The 21,872-nt window shown below is 35.9% G+C and carries 16 protein-coding genes; 11 read left to right on the top strand and 5 right to left on the bottom strand.

The features are described 5' to 3' along the window. Positions 1-138: 138 nt before the first annotated feature. Positions 139-1,548, bottom strand: coding sequence for an AI-2E family transporter (locus AsAng_RS23540; protein ID WP_264789554.1), 1,410 nt, complete (start codon positions 1,546-1,548; stop codon positions 139-141). A 100-nt stretch (positions 1,549-1,648) separates the two neighbouring features. Next, positions 1,649-2,638, bottom strand: coding sequence for a GSCFA domain-containing protein (locus AsAng_RS23535; protein ID WP_264789553.1), 990 nt, complete (start codon positions 2,636-2,638; stop codon positions 1,649-1,651). A gap of 369 nt (positions 2,639-3,007) precedes the next feature. On the opposite strand from AsAng_RS23535, the gene AsAng_RS23530 reads away from it, so the two are divergent. Continuing rightward, the gene (locus tag AsAng_RS23530) at positions 3,008-3,970 is read left to right on the top strand and encodes a PorT family protein (RefSeq protein ID WP_264789552.1); all 963 of its coding nucleotides are present in this window, start codon (positions 3,008-3,010) and stop codon (positions 3,968-3,970) included. Positions 3,971-4,139: 169 nt separating this feature from the next. Continuing rightward, positions 4,140-4,802, top strand: a complete 663-nt coding sequence (locus tag AsAng_RS23525) for a hypothetical protein (protein ID WP_264789551.1) — start codon at positions 4,140-4,142, stop codon at positions 4,800-4,802. Positions 4,803-4,833: 31 nt separating this feature from the next. On the opposite strand, the gene AsAng_RS23520 is transcribed toward AsAng_RS23525, so the two are convergent. Beyond that, positions 4,834-8,280 (bottom strand): CHAT domain-containing protein, encoded by a 3,447-nt coding sequence (locus tag AsAng_RS23520; protein ID WP_264789550.1) that lies wholly within the window; start codon positions 8,278-8,280, stop codon positions 4,834-4,836. A gap of 439 nt (positions 8,281-8,719) precedes the next feature. Here AsAng_RS23520 and AsAng_RS23515 point away from each other — a divergent pair, with 439 nt between their 5' ends. After that, the gene (locus tag AsAng_RS23515) at positions 8,720-9,496 is read left to right on the top strand and encodes a peptidoglycan-binding protein (RefSeq protein ID WP_264789549.1); all 777 of its coding nucleotides are present in this window, start codon (positions 8,720-8,722) and stop codon (positions 9,494-9,496) included. A gap of 102 nt (positions 9,497-9,598) precedes the next feature. Here the strand turns inward: AsAng_RS23515 and AsAng_RS23510 are convergent, their stop codons facing one another. Beyond that, entirely contained in the window at positions 9,599-11,053 is a 1,455-nt protein-coding gene (locus tag AsAng_RS23510) for a hypothetical protein (RefSeq protein ID WP_264789548.1), read from the bottom strand. A gap of 471 nt (positions 11,054-11,524) precedes the next feature. On the opposite strand from AsAng_RS23510, the gene AsAng_RS23505 reads away from it, so the two are divergent. The 8 genes from AsAng_RS23505 (at position 11,525) to AsAng_RS23470 (ending at position 21,372) form a co-directional block, all read left to right on the top strand. Beyond that, on the top strand, positions 11,525-15,145 hold the full coding sequence (locus AsAng_RS23505; protein ID WP_264789547.1) for a T9SS type A sorting domain-containing protein: 3,621 nt from the start codon (positions 11,525-11,527) through the stop codon (positions 15,143-15,145). A 42-nt stretch (positions 15,146-15,187) separates the two neighbouring features. Beyond that, positions 15,188-15,424 carry a hypothetical protein gene (locus AsAng_RS23500; protein ID WP_264789546.1) on the top strand — a complete coding sequence of 79 codons (237 nt, stop codon included), beginning with the start codon at positions 15,188-15,190 and terminating at the stop codon, positions 15,422-15,424. A 223-nt stretch (positions 15,425-15,647) separates the two neighbouring features. Then, the gene (nadB, locus tag AsAng_RS23495) at positions 15,648-17,246 is read left to right on the top strand and encodes an L-aspartate oxidase (protein WP_264789545.1); all 1,599 of its coding nucleotides are present in this window, start codon (positions 15,648-15,650) and stop codon (positions 17,244-17,246) included. Between the two features lie 16 nt (positions 17,247-17,262). Then, the gene (locus tag AsAng_RS23490; protein WP_264789544.1) at positions 17,263-17,925 is read left to right on the top strand and encodes a Crp/Fnr family transcriptional regulator; all 663 of its coding nucleotides are present in this window, start codon (positions 17,263-17,265) and stop codon (positions 17,923-17,925) included. A 132-nt stretch (positions 17,926-18,057) separates the two neighbouring features. Beyond that, positions 18,058-18,720 (top strand): Crp/Fnr family transcriptional regulator, encoded by a 663-nt coding sequence (locus AsAng_RS23485; RefSeq protein ID WP_264789543.1) that lies wholly within the window; start codon positions 18,058-18,060, stop codon positions 18,718-18,720. A gap of 320 nt (positions 18,721-19,040) precedes the next feature. Then, complete coding sequence (locus AsAng_RS23480; protein ID WP_264789542.1) at positions 19,041-19,334, top strand: hypothetical protein; 294 nt, start codon at positions 19,041-19,043, stop codon at positions 19,332-19,334. 60 nt (positions 19,335-19,394) lie between these two features. Further along, complete coding sequence (trmB, locus tag AsAng_RS23475) at positions 19,395-20,075, top strand: tRNA (guanosine(46)-N7)-methyltransferase TrmB (RefSeq protein WP_264789541.1); 681 nt, start codon at positions 19,395-19,397, stop codon at positions 20,073-20,075. Between the two features lie 31 nt (positions 20,076-20,106). Continuing rightward, on the top strand, positions 20,107-21,372 hold the full coding sequence (locus AsAng_RS23470; RefSeq protein WP_264789540.1) for an O-antigen ligase family protein: 1,266 nt from the start codon (positions 20,107-20,109) through the stop codon (positions 21,370-21,372). A gap of 76 nt (positions 21,373-21,448) precedes the next feature. Here the strand turns inward: AsAng_RS23470 and panD are convergent, their stop codons facing one another. Continuing rightward, positions 21,449-21,796 carry an aspartate 1-decarboxylase gene (panD, locus tag AsAng_RS23465; protein WP_264789539.1) on the bottom strand — a complete coding sequence of 116 codons (348 nt, stop codon included), beginning with the start codon at positions 21,794-21,796 and terminating at the stop codon, positions 21,449-21,451. Positions 21,797-21,872: the final 76 nt, after the last annotated feature.

The raw sequence follows: 21,872 nt of genomic DNA, 5'->3' as shown, positions 1-21,872 counted from the left end.
TATTTCTTGAACAATTATCTAAGCTGAAAAATTCTTAAATAACTGAAATTAGGAAGTTTTTAACGAAAAAAATAACCTACAATTTAGCCTAACGCTGCTCCAATGATCAAATTTTAGAGCGATTAGGTTGTGGATTTACTAACTCTCTACTTCAATATCAACATTCTCTCCAAGGTGTTCTTTGTCTTTTCCTTCCTGCTTAATACTTTGTGTCAATTTTTGAACCAATTGAAACTCTTTTAAAAATACAGAGGCAATAACTCGGATGATGGTATAGGCAGGGATCGCAACGACCATTCCTGTAATACCTCCTAGTTTAGCTCCAACGACCACAACGATAAAAATTTCCAAAGGATGTGCAGAAACACTATTGGAAAAAATATAAGGCTGTAAGATAAACCCATCAACAATTTGCATAGATGCAAAAACTCCCATTACTTTAATAAGCATAGGCAAGGTAACAACATAAAAACTAACATCAAGGTTCGAACTAATAATAACCAACATAGCGAACAAAGTGCCAATCACTGGACCAAGATAGGGGATGACATTAATTATAGCTGCAAAAAATGCAATTAAAAAGGCGTTAGGAATACCAAAGAATGACAATAAGAGTGTCACATATAAGGTAATGAGCGTAATTTGAAACAAAATGCCACTAAAATAGCGAGTTAGCAGTTGTTTGATTTGGTACAGTGCCGTGTCTGTCTCCTCTTTTTGTTGATTAGGAATGACTGTTTTTAAGGCTCGACCAAATAGTTTTTCATCTTTTAGAAAAAAGAAAGCAATAAAGGTTACCGAAGTAAACAACACCATAAAATTACCAAAGAAGCCAACCAAATACATTACTGTTCGAGTGATGATTTGAGAAGGACTAACATAGGCAAACATTTTTTTTCGCAATTGCTCAAAAGGAGTATCTAAAGGCGAAATAGCTAGGGTACTATCCTGTTGAGGAGAAGAGGGAGGATCTATATTAAGCGCAATGTTTAAGTTGATATTGGTTTGGGGAATCGTATCTCCATTTTGTAATAATAAAGAATCTATATTGACTGTTGTTGTCTTAATAATTGGTTGAACAGCAGGAGAATGATTACTAGTGAAGGTATCAATTTCTGTTAGGGAATTCTGAGTACTATCTATGGGAGAATAATTGGACAACTCGCCTTCTGATAGCCCCTTTTCGATTAGCCAATCGTTAAAGTGCGCAATGGGTTCCTCCAAACTTTCTACAATTGCAGTATAATCAACCCCTGCCAAATTCCGCCCTTGTTGTACAATCACAGGAACAAAGATGTAAAACAATAAACCAAAAATGCTGTAAAATAAGAGTAAAACAATCAAGGCTCGGATGCTATTGGGCAGTTCCCAATTTTTGTAGCGAACTTTTCCCATTAATTTCATGAGTGGAGAGCCAAGCAATGATATGACCCAAGCCAAAACAACCCATGTAACAATATCGCTAAAATAATAGATGAGTAGGCCTATTAAAGTAAGAGATACCAAAACGCCGATATAACGTGAATATTTTAGAAGTACAGGTTGCATAGTATTGGAATCGATTGAGTTTTAATAACTAGATATTAAGTGTAAATAATTTGTTTTGTAGTCAATCAAGTTATTACAAGGTTACTAGTATTGTATTTTGCTAAGTAATTAGCTGTTCAGAAAAATGTTGTTTTGCAGTCTCTAAATTTAAAGTAGGTACTTTTTTTTGAATTTTATCAATATTTTTTAATTGTTGTAGAACAAATTTTTGATGCCCATTAGACTTTGGGTTGAAAGGACGATGTTGTATTGCTTTTTGCAGTTTTGCAATACTATTGCGTATGGCTAACTCTTTGGGGTCTAGATAATGATTGGCAAAATGCTCCCAGATATATTGAATGGCTAGTTTGCTAGGGTGTACTAAATCGTCAGCATAATAGCGGTAGTCCCTTAGGTCGTCCATCATAATTTCATAAGCAGGAAAATAGTGGATAAAACTAGCACGGCTTACCATTTCTTGTACCGCCAATAAAAGTGTTGATTTACTCAATTGATTTTCTACAAATCCATCTTTTAAATGTCGAATAGGACTGACGGTTAAGATGATGTTTAGCTCAGGCAAATATTCTTTGAGATATTCTAAGAGAGGACCTAAACTTTCAATAATCTCTGCAACACTTAATCGTTTTCGCTTAAATCGGTTGGCTGGCATTTTATGGCAATTGCTAACTACCTTATTGTTTTTTCTTAACTCATAAACCCAAGCTGTTCCAAATGTTAGAATTAATACTTTGCTTTGTTGCAACCGTGTGCGTGCTTTAATCAATTCAATATTAATCTGCTCTAGTGTCGTAGTTGGGCTTGGCGAAGAAAAAGAACTGTGATGTTGAAAACTGCTCCATAGACCATTGTGAAAAAACAAATCGTCTGCTTGAAACTCATAGTTGTTGAGCAGTAAACCTAAACTATTTCGAATAGAGATAGGATTATAGAGGGTTCCAAAAGGGTTTACCGATATAGGGTAAAAGTTCTGAGCTAGAAAACTAGCTATATTTTGAGCGAAACAAGACCCCATAGATAAAATATTATCTTGGTATCGAATATTAAATAGAGCCTCTTCTATTTCAATTGTTGTTTTGTGTTTTATCATCGTTTATCAAAAAATTGATAGGCTTTAGCCCAACCAAATATAAAAGTATAATGTTTTTAGGAATGTAGTTGAGCAGGAGATCATAAAGGCTTAGTATTATAACAGCCTTTTGTTATCTTTGTGTCGATTTACATGAAATACAGTTGTTTTGTTGTTGGGAAATGCATATTTACATTACTCTATTAGAAACCATGTCGGTAGCAATTAAGCTACCACAGAGTATTATACATTATGACATTAACTTAATTCAGATGAAGGACAAAGCTCCTTTATCCCTTACCCAAGAACAAGAATGTTTCTTTTATGAAATCTTACATAATTAAAAATAGAAAGATACACAATCCACCGTTTATTAATAGAAAAACAAAGATGAATTTTATTAAAACAGTACAGATAGGTTTAGCACTAGTTGGCTTTTTGGCTGCATCTAGCCTTCAAGCGCAAGATTTATTTAAACCCAAGTTTGGTTTGAGAGCAGGAGCAAGTTTCTCAACAATGTTTGGTCCTCAAGAGAATGGGGTTGAAGAAAATCATAAATTAACAGTAAGAGTTTCTGCGGGAGGAACCGTCAAGTTTCCTTTGCACGAGCGTTTTGGAATCGCTGCTGAAGTTGTGTTTGTACAAAAAGGGTCTTATTATACGGCTACAGCAGAAAATTCATTCCTAAAATTGCCGTCTTTTAATACAGAACAGGCGTTTATTTATGGTTATAACAAAGTAGGAAGCACCTATTCAAAGCGAACCGATCGCAACTACAAGCGTCGAGTAGGCATGAACATCATTAATGCCTATATTGAAATTCCTGTTATGTTTTATTTTGAGGCTTTGGATGATCGCTTACAATTTGATGTTGGAGCAGGAATTGGCTTTTTAATTGATTCAAAAGCATTGGGAACCATTAAATTTGGCGATGCTGATATTTTGAATGCAGACAATCCAGACGTTACTCAGTTTATTGAAATGGATTTGGATTATAAAATGATAAAAGATGAGCTAGGGGCACTTTATGATGGTACTTCTAAATCGGCTAAAATTGACGGAACAACTCGTTATTATCCAAGAGGACCTAGCGCTTATTACTTTACCGATGTAGAGGATAAAGCCAATGAGCATATTTTTAAAACGATTGATTTGACTTTGCAAGCAGGGGTTTCTTACTATTTCACGCCTGGTTTACGAGCAGGTTTGCGGTTTAGTTATAGCTTTTTGGACATAACCACCAACAAGTATGATTATTCTATGAAAGATCTAAATAGTGACGGAACTTACATCCAAAGAAATGATCACGATGGCAATCTTGGCTTTCAGCTTTTTGTTGGACTTCAGTTCTAATCATTACTCTAATATAACATAGCGTTAATTCAAATATTTAAAGGATAAGGAAGCCAGAACAAAAGACGTTGTTCTGGCTTTTGTTTTTGAACTAATTATTGGAAAAAGTAGTTTAATAAGCGTACTTTTGTAAGACCAAATCAATCATTTTAAATACAATCATTTAATCATGTTAAAAAAATTAAGAAAAACGCTAAACAAAGAGTTTAAGAAGCGTTACGAAAAAATGGAGAGCCATTATCTTGGTCTCGAAAATCGCATTTACACGACTATTGAAGAAAGATTATCTACCTTGGAAGTTAAATTCGAAGAACTAAGCGAGTTAATAAAAGACGAAGTGCGCTATCGAAAAGAACGCAATGAGGACAAAATCGAAGAAAGGGAATTTGACCATTATGATGCAGAGGAAGAGACAACCTTATTTTCAGAAAAAGTAGAGGATGTCAAAGATGTGATTGAGGCTAAAATTAAGGAGGCAAAAGAAACGGTTAATGAAAAAGTAGAGGAGGTTGCAAAACAAGTCGATAAAGCTAAAAAAATCGTTACTGAAAAGCTTAAAAAGGGCAAAAAAGTAAAAGAAGAGGCTACCTCTCAAATCAAAGAGGTGGTAGAAAATATTGAGGAATCAGTGGGGGCTATTGAGGATGATTTGACAACCCTGAAAGGATTGGGCGAAAAAATGGCTGAAAAATTAGCCGCTGAAGGAATTACGACTTATCAGCAGTTGGCTAAAATGACCGAAAAACAGGCGGATGAGCTGGATGAAAAAATAAAAAGCTTTGCGGCTCGATTCAAGCGTTACGATTGGAAACAGCAAGCAAAAGACCAATAAAATAGATAGAAGTCGTCTTATTACACTGATGTTAAGGCGACTTTTTTTTGTGAAAAGAATAACCAATCGTTGTTAAAAGGATAAGGAGAATAACTCCTCTTAATAACCACCAGTACCACTTGGATTGGATGGGCGAAGAGTTACCAATAACAACAAAACTTGCCCAATAAGTAGGATGACCTGAAATTTCATCTGTTTTGGACAAAAAGGTGAGTTTTGCCTCTCGAAGTGCTAAAGATTTGGGCATTCCTGTTGCTAGATTGGCATAGAAGGTTTCTATTAATGCTGCACTAGTAAAATCGTTTACTTCCCACAATGTTGTCACAACACTAGGAGCTCCTGCATATAAAAATGCTCTGGCAAGGCTCAATACGCCTTCTCCCCGTACAGCTTTCCCAAAGCCAGTTTCACAAGCACTTAAAACAACTAAGTCGGCTTTTAGCGATAAATTGTGAATCTCATAAGCATACAAGGCAACATGCTCCCAATCACTGCTATCTGAGGCAAAAGACAAGAGTGAGCGCATGGGATTATCCATATCAACAATGCCATGTGTGGCTAAGTGTATGATGCTAAAATCGCCAGCAATTTCCTTAAATAAAGCTTTATTGGCCTCTTTTCCATAATAGTATTTTCCTGCAAAAATACGTTGTATGGCTTCTAATTCTTTTTGTGTCCAAGGCAAGCTATCATGACTGCTGCTAAACTGAATGGACGGGGCAAACCCTAGGCATTGACCATTGTTGGGAGAAGGTCTATTTTGCGAATTATTTGCCCAAATGGTTGCAGAGTAATTATAACTGATCGGATGTTGTTTTAGGATAAACGAGAGCTTTTTATAATCTCGTTTGGCAACCAACTCTTGGCTTGGTAGTTCCGATAGCAGCACTTCAAATGGGATATAATTGAGCATCCCATCTGGGATGATGGTCAATTCTTGATCCTCAATAAAAATTTCTGGCAAAAACGGAGCTAAGAATTGTATATAAAATTTATAAGAGGTTGCCACGAATGTTTGATAAGCCCATTGTGGATGTTCTTCAATCATATCATAATTAGTCAAAGCACTACGAAGGTTATAGACCAGTTGTTCATAATTGTCAGGAATAATGACTTGGAAAAAATCTTTTTGGTGCTTAGATAATCTAAAAACATAGAGATATTGATCACCAATAAAATATTCTAACAAAATGTGGTTGTCGTGCAATAGTTTAGAACAAACTTCATTTACACTGGTTACCTTTGTTTGGTATTTTAGGTTGTAATAGGTGGGATAATCTTTCTCTAATTGATAAATTAATGAATCATAAGACTGTTTTGCACTAAAATAAGCTTTGTCGAATTTCTGATTGTTTTTAGCGCCCTTGTTTTGGTAATTAGAATAATATGCTAATTGATGCCTTAATTCACGCTCTAGCTCCAATAGTTGATTGGGAATATTTCCCCTGCCTCGTGCCAATGTATTTTGTAAGCCTTGTATCAAGGCAAAACTTTTGCTGTATTCTGCAATCTCGAAAGCTTGGTTAAGGTATTGAGGGTTACTGGTTTTTGTGTACTTAACGAATAAACTTGTGATCGCTCCCTCATAGATAGGAATAGAATATTTTTTTAATTCTTGATGTGCTTTTTTAGAATTGAAATTAGTTCGCAATGAATTAATCACATCAATCCCTTGGGTATAGGTCTGTATAGCAGTTGACAAGTTTTTTTCTTCTTGTTGGTGGTCATAAAGTGTTTGAAGAAAAGCTGCTTTTTTTCCTAAGGCATACAACCATTGTATATTATGGGATAAATCTTTGGTTGAAGGGTTCTCATAAATGTTAATGGTTGAGTTGTTCAGACTAGGGCATACAGCAGCTAGTGCTTGCTGAATATAATGCAATGCTTCAGGGATGTTGTGTGCACGTTCATAATAAGCTGCCAAACTCATATAACTATTATAGAGTTGTTGTTCTAGTGTTTTATTGCGAAATTCTTTGTCTAAAGGAAAATCTAAAGAATAAAAACCAGTTTGTTGGGGGCGTTTGTTGTTGTGAACGGATAGGGAATCTTCTCCTTTTTTTATTGTTAACGATTTTGTTAAATATTCAAACTCTTTTTCAGGAAGTCCCTTTAATCGATAAACACGAGCCATTTTATCATAAAGATCCGTTACCGAATAATGAGCAGATCCAAGTTGTTGCTGGTTTATTAATAGCGCTTTTTGGTAAAAGAAAAGGGTAGAGTCGTACTGCTTGGTCTGCAAATAATAATTGCCTTTTTCTAATAAAATTAGTCCAATCTTAAAATGTTTTTTTCCTAGTATTTTTTCATACGTTGATAAACTCTGCTGCAATTGTTGCAATTCTTTTTTTCTTTCATGATCCATGCGATAACAAAGCGCTAGCCCCAAACGTACTTCTGCTACTTCTAGGCTTTGTTTGTTTTTTAGCTTAATAAAAATAGCTAGGGCGTATTCATAATAGGATATTGCTTTTTGGATAGAGCCATTGCTTCTGTATCGATGCGCCAACAAGTAATAACTTTTTGCAATTTCTGCATGATCTGTTCCTAAGATACTGAGTTGAATTTTTAGTGCTTTTTCCAAGTAACTCAATTCTTTGTCATAGATATTCATGACTCTATAATAAATGGACATATCTATATAGGAAGATGCAATTTGAAGATGATCCATCTTAAAGATTTCTTGCCGAATCTTAAATGCCTTTTTATGGTATTCAACCCCTTTGTGATAATCTTTTTGTGTTTCGTAGTAATAATTTCCGAGAGCTTGATAGGTGTTTGCAGTTTGGTAATGCAGTTCCCCAACGGTCTTGAGTTGAATATCTAATGCCTTTTTTAAGAAATCTAGTTCTTTTTGAATTGGGTTGTCATCAAGGTTGTCGTTATAGCTGTTGGCAGAAAAACCACGATAGCATCGCCCTATAAAGTAATACGACAAGGCAATTTTTTGGTGTAAGTCACCGTAGAAATTTTTACGAATTCTTAGGGCGTTTTGGTGATACTCCAAGGCTTTTGTATAATGAATCTTAGTTTCTAGACCTTGCTGGGTCTGAAGCGTGGTAGATATGCTGCTATAATAACGTCCAAGGCCTTCATAGGCATCTGCAACTAGACTGCTATCAATATCAAAATTGGGCTCAATGCTTTTGATTTCAGCTAGTTGTTGTAGGGCCTTTTCAAAACCTTTACTTTTTGCCTCTTCATAAAGTGTTAGGTCAATATAGGTATTTCCTATACCATTGTAACAGATAGCGTAATAAGCAGGGAGATTGTTATTGCGGTACAAACGGGCAGCAAATTGGTAGGATTCTTTTGCTTGTACAAATTTCATTTCGGCATAATACCGTTCAGCATCTTGGATATGCTTGTTAGCTCGAGCAAGGGTTTTTTCAAGGTTTGTTTGGGCATAACAATTCGATAAACAACTATTAAGGAGTAAAAGAATGAGAAAGTTTATATAAATTGGACGACTCATATAGTGTTTTCTAAATCTTATCAACTAAAATAATCAGGGGAGAGTGATAAAAATGGGCTACAAGTTATAAAACTAGCTAAATCATTGTTTTTTTTGTTTCAAAAATTGGTAATACACGCTTTTTATTTCTATTTTTAATCAGAGACTTAACGTTAGTGTGTTAAGTCTTAAATGTAAACAAAAAATATTAGTTTACACCATTTAATCCTATTAGTTATAAGGCAAGTTATTCAAACTGTTTTATTTTGTATATCTTCATTTTAAATCAATAGATGCAGTATTGTAATTGTTTGTTGTAAAGTGGCATTCGATTGATTATCAGAAGTGTATGTTTGTCTTGTTGCTGTTGCTGTGCTTAGTGCTTGATTATCAATGACAAAGCTAGTGTTGATGGATTGTTTTTATTAAAAACCCAATAAATAAAAGATACATTTAAAATATGGGAAGACCAACTTTGAGATTATACGACGGATTTAGCCATACTTCACCACATTTAAAAGATGACGTAAAGGATTTACAAACTTTATTAAAAGGTTTGGGGTATAGAATCCGCCCTGATGGTGAATTTGGGGCATATACCGAAAATGTAGTTCGTTTGTTTCAAGCATCTAAAGGACTTGGTGCTGATGGAGTGGTAGGACCATATACTTGGTCGCTATTATTAAAAAAGCCATCGCCTAAAAATCCTTCTACTACGTTTCAAACTTCTTATTCAAAATGGGATAGAACCCTATTGAAACAATTGGAAGAGTTAAAAAAATATGAATATACTGTTAAGAAAGTAGCGAATAAATATGGCATCCCGCCTTCTATTATTGCTGGATTGGGCTCTCGTGAATCTCATTGGGGCTTGGCATTAACTCCTCCTGGTCCTGGAGGAACGGGAGATCATGGGCATGGTCGTGGTTTAATGCAAGTAGATGATCGTTGGCATGTTCCTTTCATCCAGTCGGGAAAATGGGCAGATGGTAGAGAAAATATTATCTATGGTGGCGCAGTTCTAAAAAACTGTATGAAGTATTTTGAAAAAAAGGCAGGATGGGACTTAAGTTTTAAACTAATTAAAGCTGGTGTTGCTGGTTATAATTGTGGTCCTAGACGTGCATGGGATGGTTATAGAATGGGCTATGGAGTTGATTATTATACAACAGGACGTGATTATTCTAAGAATGTTATTGAACGTGCAGGATGGTTTCAACTGCATGGATGGAAATAAAGTTTATTATTAAACAGATCAAAAAAGCTATTTTAGACCACCTAAAATAGCTTTTTGTTTTTGGATATTTCTGTACTAGAACAAATTGGATCTAGTAAGGCACTACCTTAGTTTTTTCAAAAAATATTGTGCTATTTTGAGGAGTCCTTTGTAGTGGAATTTATATTTGGCAACGGTTGCATTTTTGTATAGAGCAGTTAGTTGTTCCGTTAAACTTTTTAAGGCAAGTATGTTTTTTTCTTCTATGGCAACCAACAAATCTTCCATTTGAATCGCCATATTATAACCTTTGTATAAGGCTTTTAAATAAGGATGCGCTAAAGCCTCTCTGGCTTTATCCAAATAGCCATAAAGTATACAAAACTCTGCAAGTGTGCCATAAACCCAAGCTGAATCTTGTTGAGCCGTTGTCAAAAAATGACTAATTTGATCAATTATCTCTGCTGGATTAGGATGTTGTTTGGTAGGAAACAAATTAACATAAACAATTAGTTCATAGCTAAAATAAGGATTATCTAATCTATCATAGAAATTGGCAGCTTGATAAGCTTTTAATTCGTCAATATAGACTAAAGCCGTTGTATATTCTTCGGCATTTAAACAAAAATAGATTAAATTATGCAATTCTGCTTCTGAGGATCTAGTATATAGATCAGGATAATCTTGAAGCAATTGCTGCCTTCTTTTTATGCTATGATAACTCTTTTTGGGATTGTTTTTGTAATACCAAAAAGTCGCTTCCTTCATGCAAAAATGAATGTCTATTTTTTCACGATGAAAGGGTTCAAAATCAAGAATTGGCATTAGGGGGTACGTTTTCTTGAGTTGGTTGAACTGGTTGAGATGTCTAGTTATTGCATTGCTAGTTTTTTTTACTAAGTCCTCTCTAAAGACCCCTGCACTAAAGGCTATAAAATGATACAACATCACAAAGCGAGGATAGTGTTTTAAGTTTTTAGTCTGGCGGCGGATGCGATCAATAATAAGATTATAATCTTGTATATTAGCATACAAATAGTTGATGTAATACTTCATTTTTTGAAGTAAATGTTCCAACTCAATAGCCTCTTCTAGTTTTGTCAAATAGTTTTGACGCTCTTCTTTATCTGAAACTTCACAAGCATGCATTGCTCGCAGCATTAATTGTAATAATTCGGGCAATAACTCAAATAAGTTATTTTCCCAACATCTCTGTTCTAAAGCTTTTAATTGTTCTACAGCATATACATGTTCGTTTTTGATGACCATCAGGCGTAAGAAAGCCAATTCTTGTTCTTCTGGAGTTAGGCAAATCGGACTATTTTTTAGTTGGGTTAGTAACCATAATCTAATTTTTGTGCGCAATTTGTAAAAACGATTAATCAGTATATTTCGGGATGTTGTTGTTAGCTCTTCGCTATAGATATAGTTTACGGCTTTGTTGGTATTGGCATTCCCTCCTTGTTCCAAAAGGTCAATATACAATAGCATTTTAGGTGCCTGTTGAAAGAACATACGGATATTTTTCCTTCGCAGCGGTTCCAGTCCTTCATATAAATGCTTGATTTCATGATTCATGATGCTAGTGTGATTTTATTCGGATGAGTGGTTCATCCTAACCAATATCTATGCCTTTTTAGTAATCAGCTCAATATAGATATTTAGATTAATAAAAAGTGAGTTAGCAATAAAAAGTTTTTTAACACTGATTGTCAGTGGTTTGTGTTTTGTGTTGTTGCTTTTTGTATAGGGAATAGATGTTTTTTGAGGCCAATATGAAATATTAAAAAAAAATAATTCTTGTTTGAGGAGTTATATTTGTTATCCAGAAATAATGCATCAGTATCCCTATAAATTAGAAATAGGAAAACCTCTTATTCTAACAGTTTGTGGGAAACGGTAGATTTTAACTTTATAGCACCTAGGAATTACTATAAACTTTTGAATAATGGATTCAACTGTTAAGCTTTTGCTTAGCCCCAACTCAACCATAATTTATCTCCTATCAATTTCTATCTAGGAAATATTTATTGATTAAAACAAAAATTTATGAAAAAAAATAACTGCTTTAATGCTTATCAATTTCTTTTTATGTTGTTTGCCTTTTTAGGTATGAGAACATCAACCTATGCAACCCATGCAGTAGGAGCAGATTTAACATATACTTGTATTAGTGCCAATACCTATGAGGTAACCTTGCGGTTTTATCGGGATTGTGGTGGTGTAGCAGCCCCTTCTAACCCTTCTATTAGCATTGTAGGGAGTAGTGGTTGTACTTCCGTGACTTCCTCTGTAGCGCTTACGCTAATCAGCACACAAGAAGTGTCGCAAGTATGTGCAGGTACACAAACAAGTTGTGCTGGCGGTAATGTTCAAGGTACACAGGAAGTGGTCTATCGAGGACAGGTTCAGTTGCCCGCAGGTTGTGATAGCTATACAATTAGTTTTACAGAATGCGATCGGAATTCCTCCATCACTAATATTAATAGTAACGGAGCCTGTATTTATATAGAGACCGTCATTAATACCAATCTAGCTCCTTGTAATAATTCCCCCCAATTTAATAATTTACCTGTTTTATACAGTTGCCAAGGTCAATTAAGCCAATTTAACCATGGTTTTTATGATGTAGATGGCGATTCATTGAGCTTTTCGCTAATCAACCCTAAGACAACAGGGGGGATAGATATTCCTTTTGTAAATGGGTTAACAGCTACGAATCCATTGGAACTACAAGCAGGAACAACCTTCCAGTTCAATAGCTCAAATGGACAAATGACTTTTACTTCATTGGCGAATACGGGGCAAGTTGCTGTTATTTCTGTAAGAATAGAAGAATATAGAAATGGCGTAAAAATTGGTTCTATGATTCGTGATTTACAGATGATTATTTCTGCTACTTGCACTAGTGTGCCCCCTGTTTCAGGAACGATAACACCTAGTTCGGGTACTGTGACAGGCAATCTTATTGCTTCTTGTGGGGGACCTCCACTAATTGTTGATTTTAGTGTATCGGATCCAGATGTATCGGATGTTCTAACTGCAACAAGTGATATTAGTACCGTGATAGCAGGCGCAACCACCTCCGTTACAGGAACCAACCCTATTAACATCCGCCTTGTTATTCCAACAGCAAGTGCTGCATCAGGCAACTATCCTTTTACCATAACGGTCAACGATGGCTCTTGCCCTAATCCAAATGTTCAAATCATTGGCTATAGTTTGCAAATTACCAACCCTTCTCCAACGGTAACGATTAATGCTAGTGCAACGACCATTTGCGAAGGCGACCCAGTAACGCTTACCGCACAGGGAGCGAATAGCTATAGTTGGGACAATAGTGTAATGAATGGTACTGCTTTTAGCCCTACTACTAGTGGAACGTATACGGTGATTGGTACAGCGACCAATGGTTGTACAGACACGACTAGCGTAACGGTAACGGTTGATCCAAGCCCTAATGTTCAGATTAATGCCAGTGCCACAAGCATTTGTGTTGGAGATGCAGTTACTTTGTCAGGAACAGGGGCTACTACTTACAATTGGAATAATGGTGTTGTAGATGGAGCTGCTTTTACCCCAACAACAACCAATACGTATACTGTAGTAGGAACGGCCAATAATGGCTGTACAGATACAGAGCAAATTACAATTGATGTGAACAGCTTGCCTACTGTTATTGCCAATGCAACTGGAACCGTTATTTGTCAGGGAGAAACGGTTACCTTGACGGGATCTGGAGCAATTAGTTACAGTTGGGATAACGGGGTGACGAATGGTGTTGCTTTTACGCCCACAGGAAATACTACTTATACGGTTATTGGAACGGATGCGAATGGTTGTGAAAATACGGATCAAATTACCGTTAATTTTGTTAATACAGCCCCACCTACAGCTACTATTAGTGCTGCCTCTAATCAAATTTGTCAAGGCACAACTACTTTGCTAACAGGAGTTGTTGATGCGGCTAATGGAGAAACAATTGCATGGTATTATAATGGAACCATAATTGGAGGAGCGAATAGCGCAACCTATTCGGCTAGTCAGGCAGGTAGTTATTATAATATTGTGACCAACAGTAGTGGATGTACAACTGAATCTGCTACCGAAAATATTACTTTTTATCCCCAACCTCAGGCTGCTTTTTCAACTTCTGCTGCCAACTTTTGTGGCGGTACAGGAACGATTACAATAACGGCTAATACCATTGCTGGAGCTTCTTATGCTTGGTTAAACAATGGAGCCCTCATTGGGGGACAGACACAACCAACACTTTCAGTAAGCAGCCCTGGCAGCTATCAATTGGTGGTGACGAGTGCAGATGGCTGTTTGGATACATCTAGTATTTTTGCACCAATTAATGCTAATTTTCCTCAAATTACCGTTACAGCTCCCGCTAATAGTTATTGTGTTGGATCTAATCTGACCTTAACTGCTAATTTGGAAGTTGGAGCAACGTATACTTGGCTATTAAATGGCAATAGTATCACCAGCCCCATCCTAGAAAACAACAGCATTGCTATAAACAACAGTGGAACGTATACGGTAGAAGTCACCAATAGTGATGGTTGTACGGCTGTTTCTAATTCATTTGTTGTAACAGAAAACCCACTACCAACAGCAACCATTAGTTCTACAGCGACTAGTTTTTGTACAGGTAGCTCAATTAATTTATCTGCTAATTTTATAGCAGGGGCTAGTTATGAGTGGTTTTTGAATGGCAATTCATTAGGAACACCAACGGTTGAAGATACCAGTTGGTCTGCAACAAGTGGGGGAAATTATACAGTAGTTATTAATGATGGTTGCAGCAATACGTCTAATGTAATTAATTTAACAACCTTATCTGCACCCGCTGCTGCTGGCAATATATCGGGAAGTGATGATCTTTGTTATGGCGAACGAGAGAGATATTCTATTAATAATGTTAATGGAGCAACTTATTATAGTTGGAGCATTACGCCAGCCAATGCTGCTTCTATTAGTGTAGGGCAAGGAACCAATTCGGTAACCGTTAACAGTACGAATGTAGATTTTCAGCTATCGGTTGTACCAGTTAATGTTTGTGGGGCAGGAGCAACTGCTACTCAGAATATCAATCTGAATAATGGTTTTACTTGTTCGGATGTTGCTTTTGCTGCTAATCAGACTTCTATTTGCGAAGGTGATGTAGTCGTTTTTACCAACTATAGCAATTCAAATATTGGTTTTGGGCTTACTCAACAATGGGATTTTGGCGCAGGGGCTTCTCCTGCAACGGCTACTGGAAGCGGACCCCATACGGTTACTTATGCGACAAGTGGTTTAAAAGATGTGACCTTGGAATATGTAGGGCAATTTGGGACAGCGTATTATTCTGAAACGTATACGGACTACATCAGAGTGACAGCATTGGCAAGTTGTGGCGTTGCGGTTATTCCTGTGAAGAACATGGAAAACCTTCGCCTTTACCCTAATCCTACTACCGAAAATGTAGTATTGGATCTAGGGCGAATAGCAGCTGATATTAGAGTTGACCTAATGACCGTTCACGGGCTTTTATTGACTTCAAAAACCATCAACCACGAACAATATTTAGATTTGTCGCTCAAAGAACAGCCTTCTGGATTGTACCTTATTTCGGTACAGATAGACGGAGTACAAACGGTCTTGAAGGTCGTCAAGGAATAATGAATTAAAACACTTTTATTATATTTAAAAATTAAAATAACAATGAAAAAATTATCTTTTGTATTCGGATTAGCTACTGTATTAACGGTTGGTTTCTCATCTTGTGCCAAAAATACTTGTTATGAATGTACGCACGCATCACAAGCAAGCTGTGAGGTAAATATTTGTGATAATGCTGTTACGGCAACAAATTGTACGGGTTCTGTACAGACGGCAACTACCAATGAAGAAATCAAAAAGGCATATGAAGCAATAGGTTTTACCTGTACTGCTAAATAAATTTAACTTGTCAAAATTTTGACATTTTATAGCAGCTTACTTTTTAAGGTAAGCTGCTTTTTTTATATTACAAGGTAGATGAGTTCGCACTTTATTTTATAATTTGTGAGATCTGTTTTATTTTTAAAAACATCCACAATAGTGTTATTAAGGCTTACTTTGTTGTTATAATCTTATATAGGCAAAAGACAAGTGCGATTTTTTAACAATTTCGATCAAATATATGAAGCAAATAGATGTACTAGTAATTGGTTCTGGAGTTGCTGGACTAACAATGGCAATCAAGATGGCAGAACGACATCCTGACAAAAAGGTTTGTGTATTAACTAAAGCCAGCAAGGAAGAAAGCAATACTCGCTATGCTCAAGGTGGCGTTGCGGCAGTCTGGAATTTTGATACGGATTCTTACGACAAACACATTGCCGACACCTTGGATGCAGGGGATGGTCTTTGCGATCCTAAGGCGGTTGATATTGTGGTCAAAGAGGGACCAGATCGAGTAAAGGAGTTGATTGAATGGGGCACTCGGTTTGACAAAGATGCAAAGGATTATGACTTAGGTCGAGAAGGGGGACATTCTGAGAACCGCATCTTGCATTTCAAAGATTTGACGGGGTGGGAGATTCAACGTGCTTTGAATGAAAAGGCAAAAACATATCCCAATTTGGAATATTATGACCATTATTTTGCCATCGACTTGATTACTCAACATCACTTGGGAAGACAGGTAACTCGATTAACGCCTAATATAAGATGTTATGGTGCTTATGTTTTGAATACTCAGAATAAAGAAATTGAAACCTTTTTGGCAAAGGTTATTGTGGTGGCAACAGGAGGCGCAGGACAAGTGTATAAAACAACAACAAATCCCAGTATTGCAACAGGGGATGGGATGGCAATGTTTTATCGAGCCAAAGGACGGATGGAAAATATGGAATTTGTACAGTTTCACCCTACTTCTTTATTCAATCCTGTTATTGAAAACCCTGCCTTTTTAGTTTCAGAGGCCGTACGTGGTTTTGGGGCTATTTTGAAAACGCCAGAAGGAAAGGAGTTTATGCAAAAGTATGATGCTAGAAAATCATTAGCTCCTAGAGATATTGTAGCCCGTGCTATAGATAATGAAATGAAAATGAGGGGGCAAGACTATATGATGTTGGATTGTACACACCTCGATAAGGAGGCTTTTATTAAGCATTTTCCAACGATTTACGAAAAATGCAACAGTCTTGGTATTGATCCAATGAAAGATTTGATTCCTGTCGTTCCCGCTGCTCATTATATTTGTGGTGGCATTAAAACGGATGAGATGGGGCATACTTCGATTCAAAATTTGTATGCTTGTGGTGAGTGTAGTTGTACGGGCTTGCATGGAGCCAATCGTCTAGCTTCAAATTCATTATTAGAAGGCTTGGTTTATGCAGAACGAGTGGTTCAAGATATTTCTGCAAAGATTGATGATATTGATTTTCAGGATGGAATTCCAGATTGGGATGCAACAGGAACAACTGACCCTAAAGAGCTGGTATTAATTACTCAAAGTATTAAAGAATTAAAAGAAATAATGAGTAGTTATGTAGGCATTGTTCGTTCTAGTGTACGACTCAAAAGAGCGTTTGATCGCTTGCATATTTTGTATCAGGAGACAGAGCAACTTTACAGCACAACAACTATTTCCCCTCAGCTTTGCGAATTGCGAAATTTGATTACCATTGCTTATATGATTACTCGGTCAGCAGCAACTCGAAAAGAAAGTAGAGGCTTACACTATACCACTGATTACCCTGAGAAACAATTGTTTTTAGAAGCTACATTGATGTAAATTAAAAGGGAAGACAATGCAAACAGCAGCAAAACTTTGGTACTTGGAACAGTTTGATATTTTTAAGGTACTTTCTAAACGAGAATTAAAAAGAATGGCTGAAACGGCCTTGCATAAGCATTATAAAAAGGATGACCCAATTATGTTTCCTTTTAATTCTCAAAAGACGATTTACTTACTCAAAGAGGGGGCTGTCAAAATTGGAAATTACACAGAAAGTGGTGAGGAAAATCTCAAATATTTGATTAATTCAGGGACTATTTTTGGTGAAATGGCTTTGGTAGATGGCAATTCCAATGATTTTGCTGTTGCCGTTGAAAGTTGTATTGTATGTACCCTTAATACAAATGTAATTCAGGAAATTATGACGCAAAATAAGGCGTTTAATAGGGGAATGTATAAGTTGATAGGGCTTCGGTTGAGAAAGGTTGAATCTAAACTGTCTACGATTGTATACAAAGATTCCTTCACTCGAATTGTTGATTTTCTTAAGGCATTTGCCCAAGAGTTTGGTAAGGATGTAGATAATGTATTGGTGGTTAAAAACTTTTTGACCAATACAGAAATCGCTAAACTGACCTTTACTTCTCGTCAAACGGTTAATAGTGTACTCAATAAACTCAAACGAGAAAATAGAATTAGTTATGACGATAAGTACCTAAGAATATTAGACTTATAGTTGTTGAAATAAATTGTTCCCTTCCCCTCTTGCTATACGGTTGATATGCAAAATTGTAATAGTTGCACTATGAGTTAAATTTTCGACACAATTGAGTTGTCAAAAAAACACTAATTTTTAAATATTGGGAAAATGCAAACAGCAGCAAAACTTTGGTATCTAGAACAATTTGATATCATGAGAGCCTTATCTAAAAGGGAGATGATGGATATGGCTAAAATGTTAGTGGATAAATATTACAAAAAGGATGATCCGATTATGTTTCCTTTTAACGCTCAGAATACCATTTATATGCTCAAAGAGGGATCGGTCAAAATTGGAAATTACACTGAAAATGGAGAGGAGAACCTAAAATATGTCTTGAATGCTGGAAATATTTTTGGTGAGATGGCATTGGCAGATGGCAATGCAAATGATTTTGCGGTTGCGGTTGATGATTGTATTATTTGTGCATTAGATATGGAAATCATGCAAGGTATGATGATGCGGAATAAAGCGTTTAATGTGGCAGTCTATAAATTAATTGGTTTTCGATTGAGAAAATTAGAACGTAAATTATCAGCCATTATTTTCAAAGATTCTGCTACTCGAATTACGGATTTCCTAAAGGAATTAGTGCATGATTTTGGACAACAAAAAAACGGAGAGTTGAGGGTCAAAAATTTCTTGACCAATAAAGAAATTGCCAAACTGACCTTTACCTCTCGCCAAACGGTCAATAGTGTACTCAATAAACTTAAAAGGGAAGGTTCTATTGATTATGATGATCGTTATATCAAAATCTTAAACCTCTAGTCAAACCAAGTACTTATTACTCTATTTAAGGATTATTTAACGAAGCAGAATTGATTATACACTAAATTTACCAACATTTTTGTTGCAGTGTATTTAGTCGCTACAGTGAGCATTGGCAACGTGATTAGCTGCAAAAAGATGGCTTAAATTTACAATCATTAGTTTTGCTTAATTACTTATCTACTCTTTGCATTCCAAAAAGTGGGGCAAAGACTGTATATTTGCCAATCAATGAGGTTTAGGTTTGTGAATCTAGGGTACTTTCTCAATCAACTTCTACAACAAGAAGTTAATATATTACTGTCTAACGAATCCAAAAAATGAGCTGTAAAGAAGTTGCTGTATTCCAATTTAAACAGGACTGCCTTAAAGGAGCAGTAGAACTCAATAAACAATTGATTGTAGAAATGCAGGAAAATAGTGAAGGAACATTACTAAATTTTGAAGTCCTTCAATCTCTAAAAGATCCTTGTATTTTTACTTGGTTGATTGATTGGACAGATGCCAAGGCTGCCAAAAAAACTACTGATAAATGGTTGTCTTTTCCAAGCAATAAAAAGTTTTCTTCTAGTGTTGAAAAAGATATTTTTTATGACTTTTTAGAAAGGCAATAAAAAAAGTAGTTGTGGTTCCTCATGAATTGATTTTAATATTTCAAAGAACAATAAATTATAATGACAAAACTTAGCAAGCTCCAAAAATTTGCCGCTATTAGAACCTTTCCCAATGTTTATTCGTCTAAAGGACATAACAATGCACTTGTAGTCGATCATGAAGGGAACGATGTGGATATGAAAGGGCAATGGCAAAACCATTTTAAAAATGATAAACCAATTATTTTAGAGGTTGCTTGTGGCAAGGGGCACTATGCTCGTGGTTTGGGCAAAATGTACCCTGATAATAATTATATAGGCGTAGAAATTAAAGGCAATCGCCTATGGACAGGCGCACATGGGGCCTTGGTTAATCAGGAGGATAATGTTGCTTTTTTGAGAGCTAGAATTGAGTTTATGGAGTATTATTTTGCGCCAGAAGAAATTTCTGAAATCTGGATTACCTTTCCTGATCCTCAATTGGGAAAAGCAAGAAAACGTACTACGGCTCCTCGATTCTTGGATGTGTATAGAAATATTCTTAAGAAAGAAAATAACGTAGTTCATTTAAAAACGGATTCTCCAGAATTGTACGAATATACGTTGGAGGTGCTCCATGAGCAAAATGTTAAGATTTTATACCAGAACGATGATATTTATGCCACGCCTTTAGCATTTCCTGAATTGGACATCAAGACATTCTATGAAGAAATGCACCTAAAAGACAATAGAACGATAAAGTACATACGCTTTACTTTATAGCTCTTTCAATTGGTTGGTTTTAAACAATACTATGACTCCAGAAATGCAAACCCCCTTAGTTCAAGATGTTCGAAAAACGATTGCTTATATTCTTTGTATTAGTTTATTTGTAGGGTTAATTTGTTCTAAGTTTTTGATTAGCCTTTCTATGATTGCTTTTGTTGTAGTAGGGGTATTTTCGCCAACCTTAAAAATTGACATCCAACAACTTTGGAAAAACAAGGGCTATACAATGACCTTGGGGATCTTTTTGTTGTTTTTGATCAGTAGCATGATGTCTACCAATATGGAGGCTGCAATTGTTCGATTGAGAATTGCACTTCCTTTGTTTTTCTTGCCAATTGCTTTTGCTCTATTGCCTCCTTTTTCCAAAAAAGAATATCAGCAATTGCTATTTATCTTTTTGTCGGGGATGAGTTTGACCTGTCTAGGGGTTTTAATTAATTACGGGTTGAATTATGAAGAAATGCAACAGCTTTTGGTGGTTAGTAAGGCAATTCCTACACCCAATGGAGATCACATACGGTTTAGCTTGATGATTAATTTGGCAGTTTTTGCTGGATTTTGGTTGTTGCAAGAACAATTTTGTTGGAGGCATAAAAATGAAAAATGGCTCATAGGACTACTGGTGTTATTTCTGATGCTTACCTTACATATATTATCGGTTCGAATTGGAATGGTTATATTATACCTAGGGATAAGTGTTACCATATTGTATTATATGCTATACAAGCGATACTATTGGCTAGGGTTGCTCTTAATTGGAGGGATATTGGTCGTTCCTTATTTGGCTTATCGCTATGTGCCTAGTATACAAACCAAAGTGAACTTGACACGTCATAACTGGCATATGTATCAAAAAGGAACCTATGGTGAGTATTCGGATACAAGGCGTTTATTGTCTTATGAAATTGCTTGGGATGTTGCCAAGCAAGCACCGTGGTTGGGGGTAGGAGTTGGAGATTTGAACGATGAACAGGCTAGACTTTATAAAAAAAAATATCCTGATCAGAAGGTAATGTATCCGCACAATTTTTTCTTGACAATTTATGCCGCAACAGGAATATTGGGATTGTTGTTCTTTTTAGTTTGCTTTTTCTTTCCCTTCTTTTATCACAAGCAGTATAGAAATCTCTTTTTCTTACTCTTTTATCTTACTATTTTCTTATCGTTTATGACAGAAAATACTCTGTTAAATGCTATTGGAGTTGGTATTTATAGCTTCTTTTTACTCTTTTCTATGAATTATTTAGAAGGAAGAAGGAAAGCGGCAGCGGTTCAGCCAAAACGGAATTAGCCAATTTGATACGATTCTACAATGGTATTCAAATTGACTAATTTTCGATGTTAAATTTAAGATTATTTATCTCCTCTTATTGCAATGCATTTTGAGCATTCGGGAAAATAATAGTTGGTTCAAAACCCTTGATTTCTTCTGGTGACATAAAGGCATAAGCAATGATAATAACAATGTCACCTACCTCACATTTTCGGGCTGCTGCTCCATTTAGGCAAATAACACCAGATCCACGCTCCCCTTTTATTACATAAGTCTCTAAACGTTCTCCATTATTATTGTTAACAATTTGGACACGTTCTCCCTCCATAATATTAGAGGCTTCCATTAAATCTTCATCAATAGTAATGCTACCCACATAATTAAGGTTAGCTTCTGTTACTGTTGCACAATGAATCTTTGATTTGAACATTTGTAAGAACATAATTCGATTGTTTTATCTTTTTTAAATCAAAAGGAATCTTTTATGGCACAAAGGTACACTTTCGAATTGATAAAAA

It is taken from the genome of Aureispira anguillae, assembly GCF_026000115.1.
Taxonomy (GTDB): Bacteria; Bacteroidota; Bacteroidia; order Chitinophagales; family Saprospiraceae; genus Aureispira; species Aureispira anguillae.
The sequence above is the reverse complement of the archived record's forward strand: the minus strand, read 5'-3'. Positions and strand labels throughout refer to the sequence as shown.

Coding starts and splice junctions, on each gene's coding strand:
- AsAng_RS23490 (WP_264789544.1), top strand. CDS start 17,263: ATGCAAACAGCAGCAAAACTTTGGTACTTGGAACAGTTTGATATTTTT.
- panD (WP_264789539.1), bottom strand. CDS start 21,796: ATGTTCTTACAAATGTTCAAATCAAAGATTCATTGTGCAACAGTAACA.
- trmB (WP_264789541.1), top strand. CDS start 19,395: ATGACAAAACTTAGCAAGCTCCAAAAATTTGCCGCTATTAGAACCTTT.
- AsAng_RS23525 (WP_264789551.1), top strand. CDS start 4,140: ATGTTAAAAAAATTAAGAAAAACGCTAAACAAAGAGTTTAAGAAGCGT.
- AsAng_RS23530 (WP_264789552.1), top strand. CDS start 3,008: ATGAATTTTATTAAAACAGTACAGATAGGTTTAGCACTAGTTGGCTTT.
- AsAng_RS23520 (WP_264789550.1), bottom strand. CDS start 8,280: ATGAGTCGTCCAATTTATATAAACTTTCTCATTCTTTTACTCCTTAAT.
- AsAng_RS23515 (WP_264789549.1), top strand. CDS start 8,720: ATGGGAAGACCAACTTTGAGATTATACGACGGATTTAGCCATACTTCA.
- AsAng_RS23540 (WP_264789554.1), bottom strand. CDS start 1,548: ATGCAACCTGTACTTCTAAAATATTCACGTTATATCGGCGTTTTGGTA.
- nadB (WP_264789545.1), top strand. CDS start 15,648: ATGAAGCAAATAGATGTACTAGTAATTGGTTCTGGAGTTGCTGGACTA.
- AsAng_RS23485 (WP_264789543.1), top strand. CDS start 18,058: ATGCAAACAGCAGCAAAACTTTGGTATCTAGAACAATTTGATATCATG.
- AsAng_RS23500 (WP_264789546.1), top strand. CDS start 15,188: ATGAAAAAATTATCTTTTGTATTCGGATTAGCTACTGTATTAACGGTT.
- AsAng_RS23470 (WP_264789540.1), top strand. CDS start 20,107: ATGACTCCAGAAATGCAAACCCCCTTAGTTCAAGATGTTCGAAAAACG.
- AsAng_RS23505 (WP_264789547.1), top strand. CDS start 11,525: ATGAAAAAAAATAACTGCTTTAATGCTTATCAATTTCTTTTTATGTTG.
- AsAng_RS23535 (WP_264789553.1), bottom strand. CDS start 2,638: ATGATAAAACACAAAACAACAATTGAAATAGAAGAGGCTCTATTTAAT.
- AsAng_RS23480 (WP_264789542.1), top strand. CDS start 19,041: ATGAGCTGTAAAGAAGTTGCTGTATTCCAATTTAAACAGGACTGCCTT.
- AsAng_RS23510 (WP_264789548.1), bottom strand. CDS start 11,053: ATGAATCATGAAATCAAGCATTTATATGAAGGACTGGAACCGCTGCGA.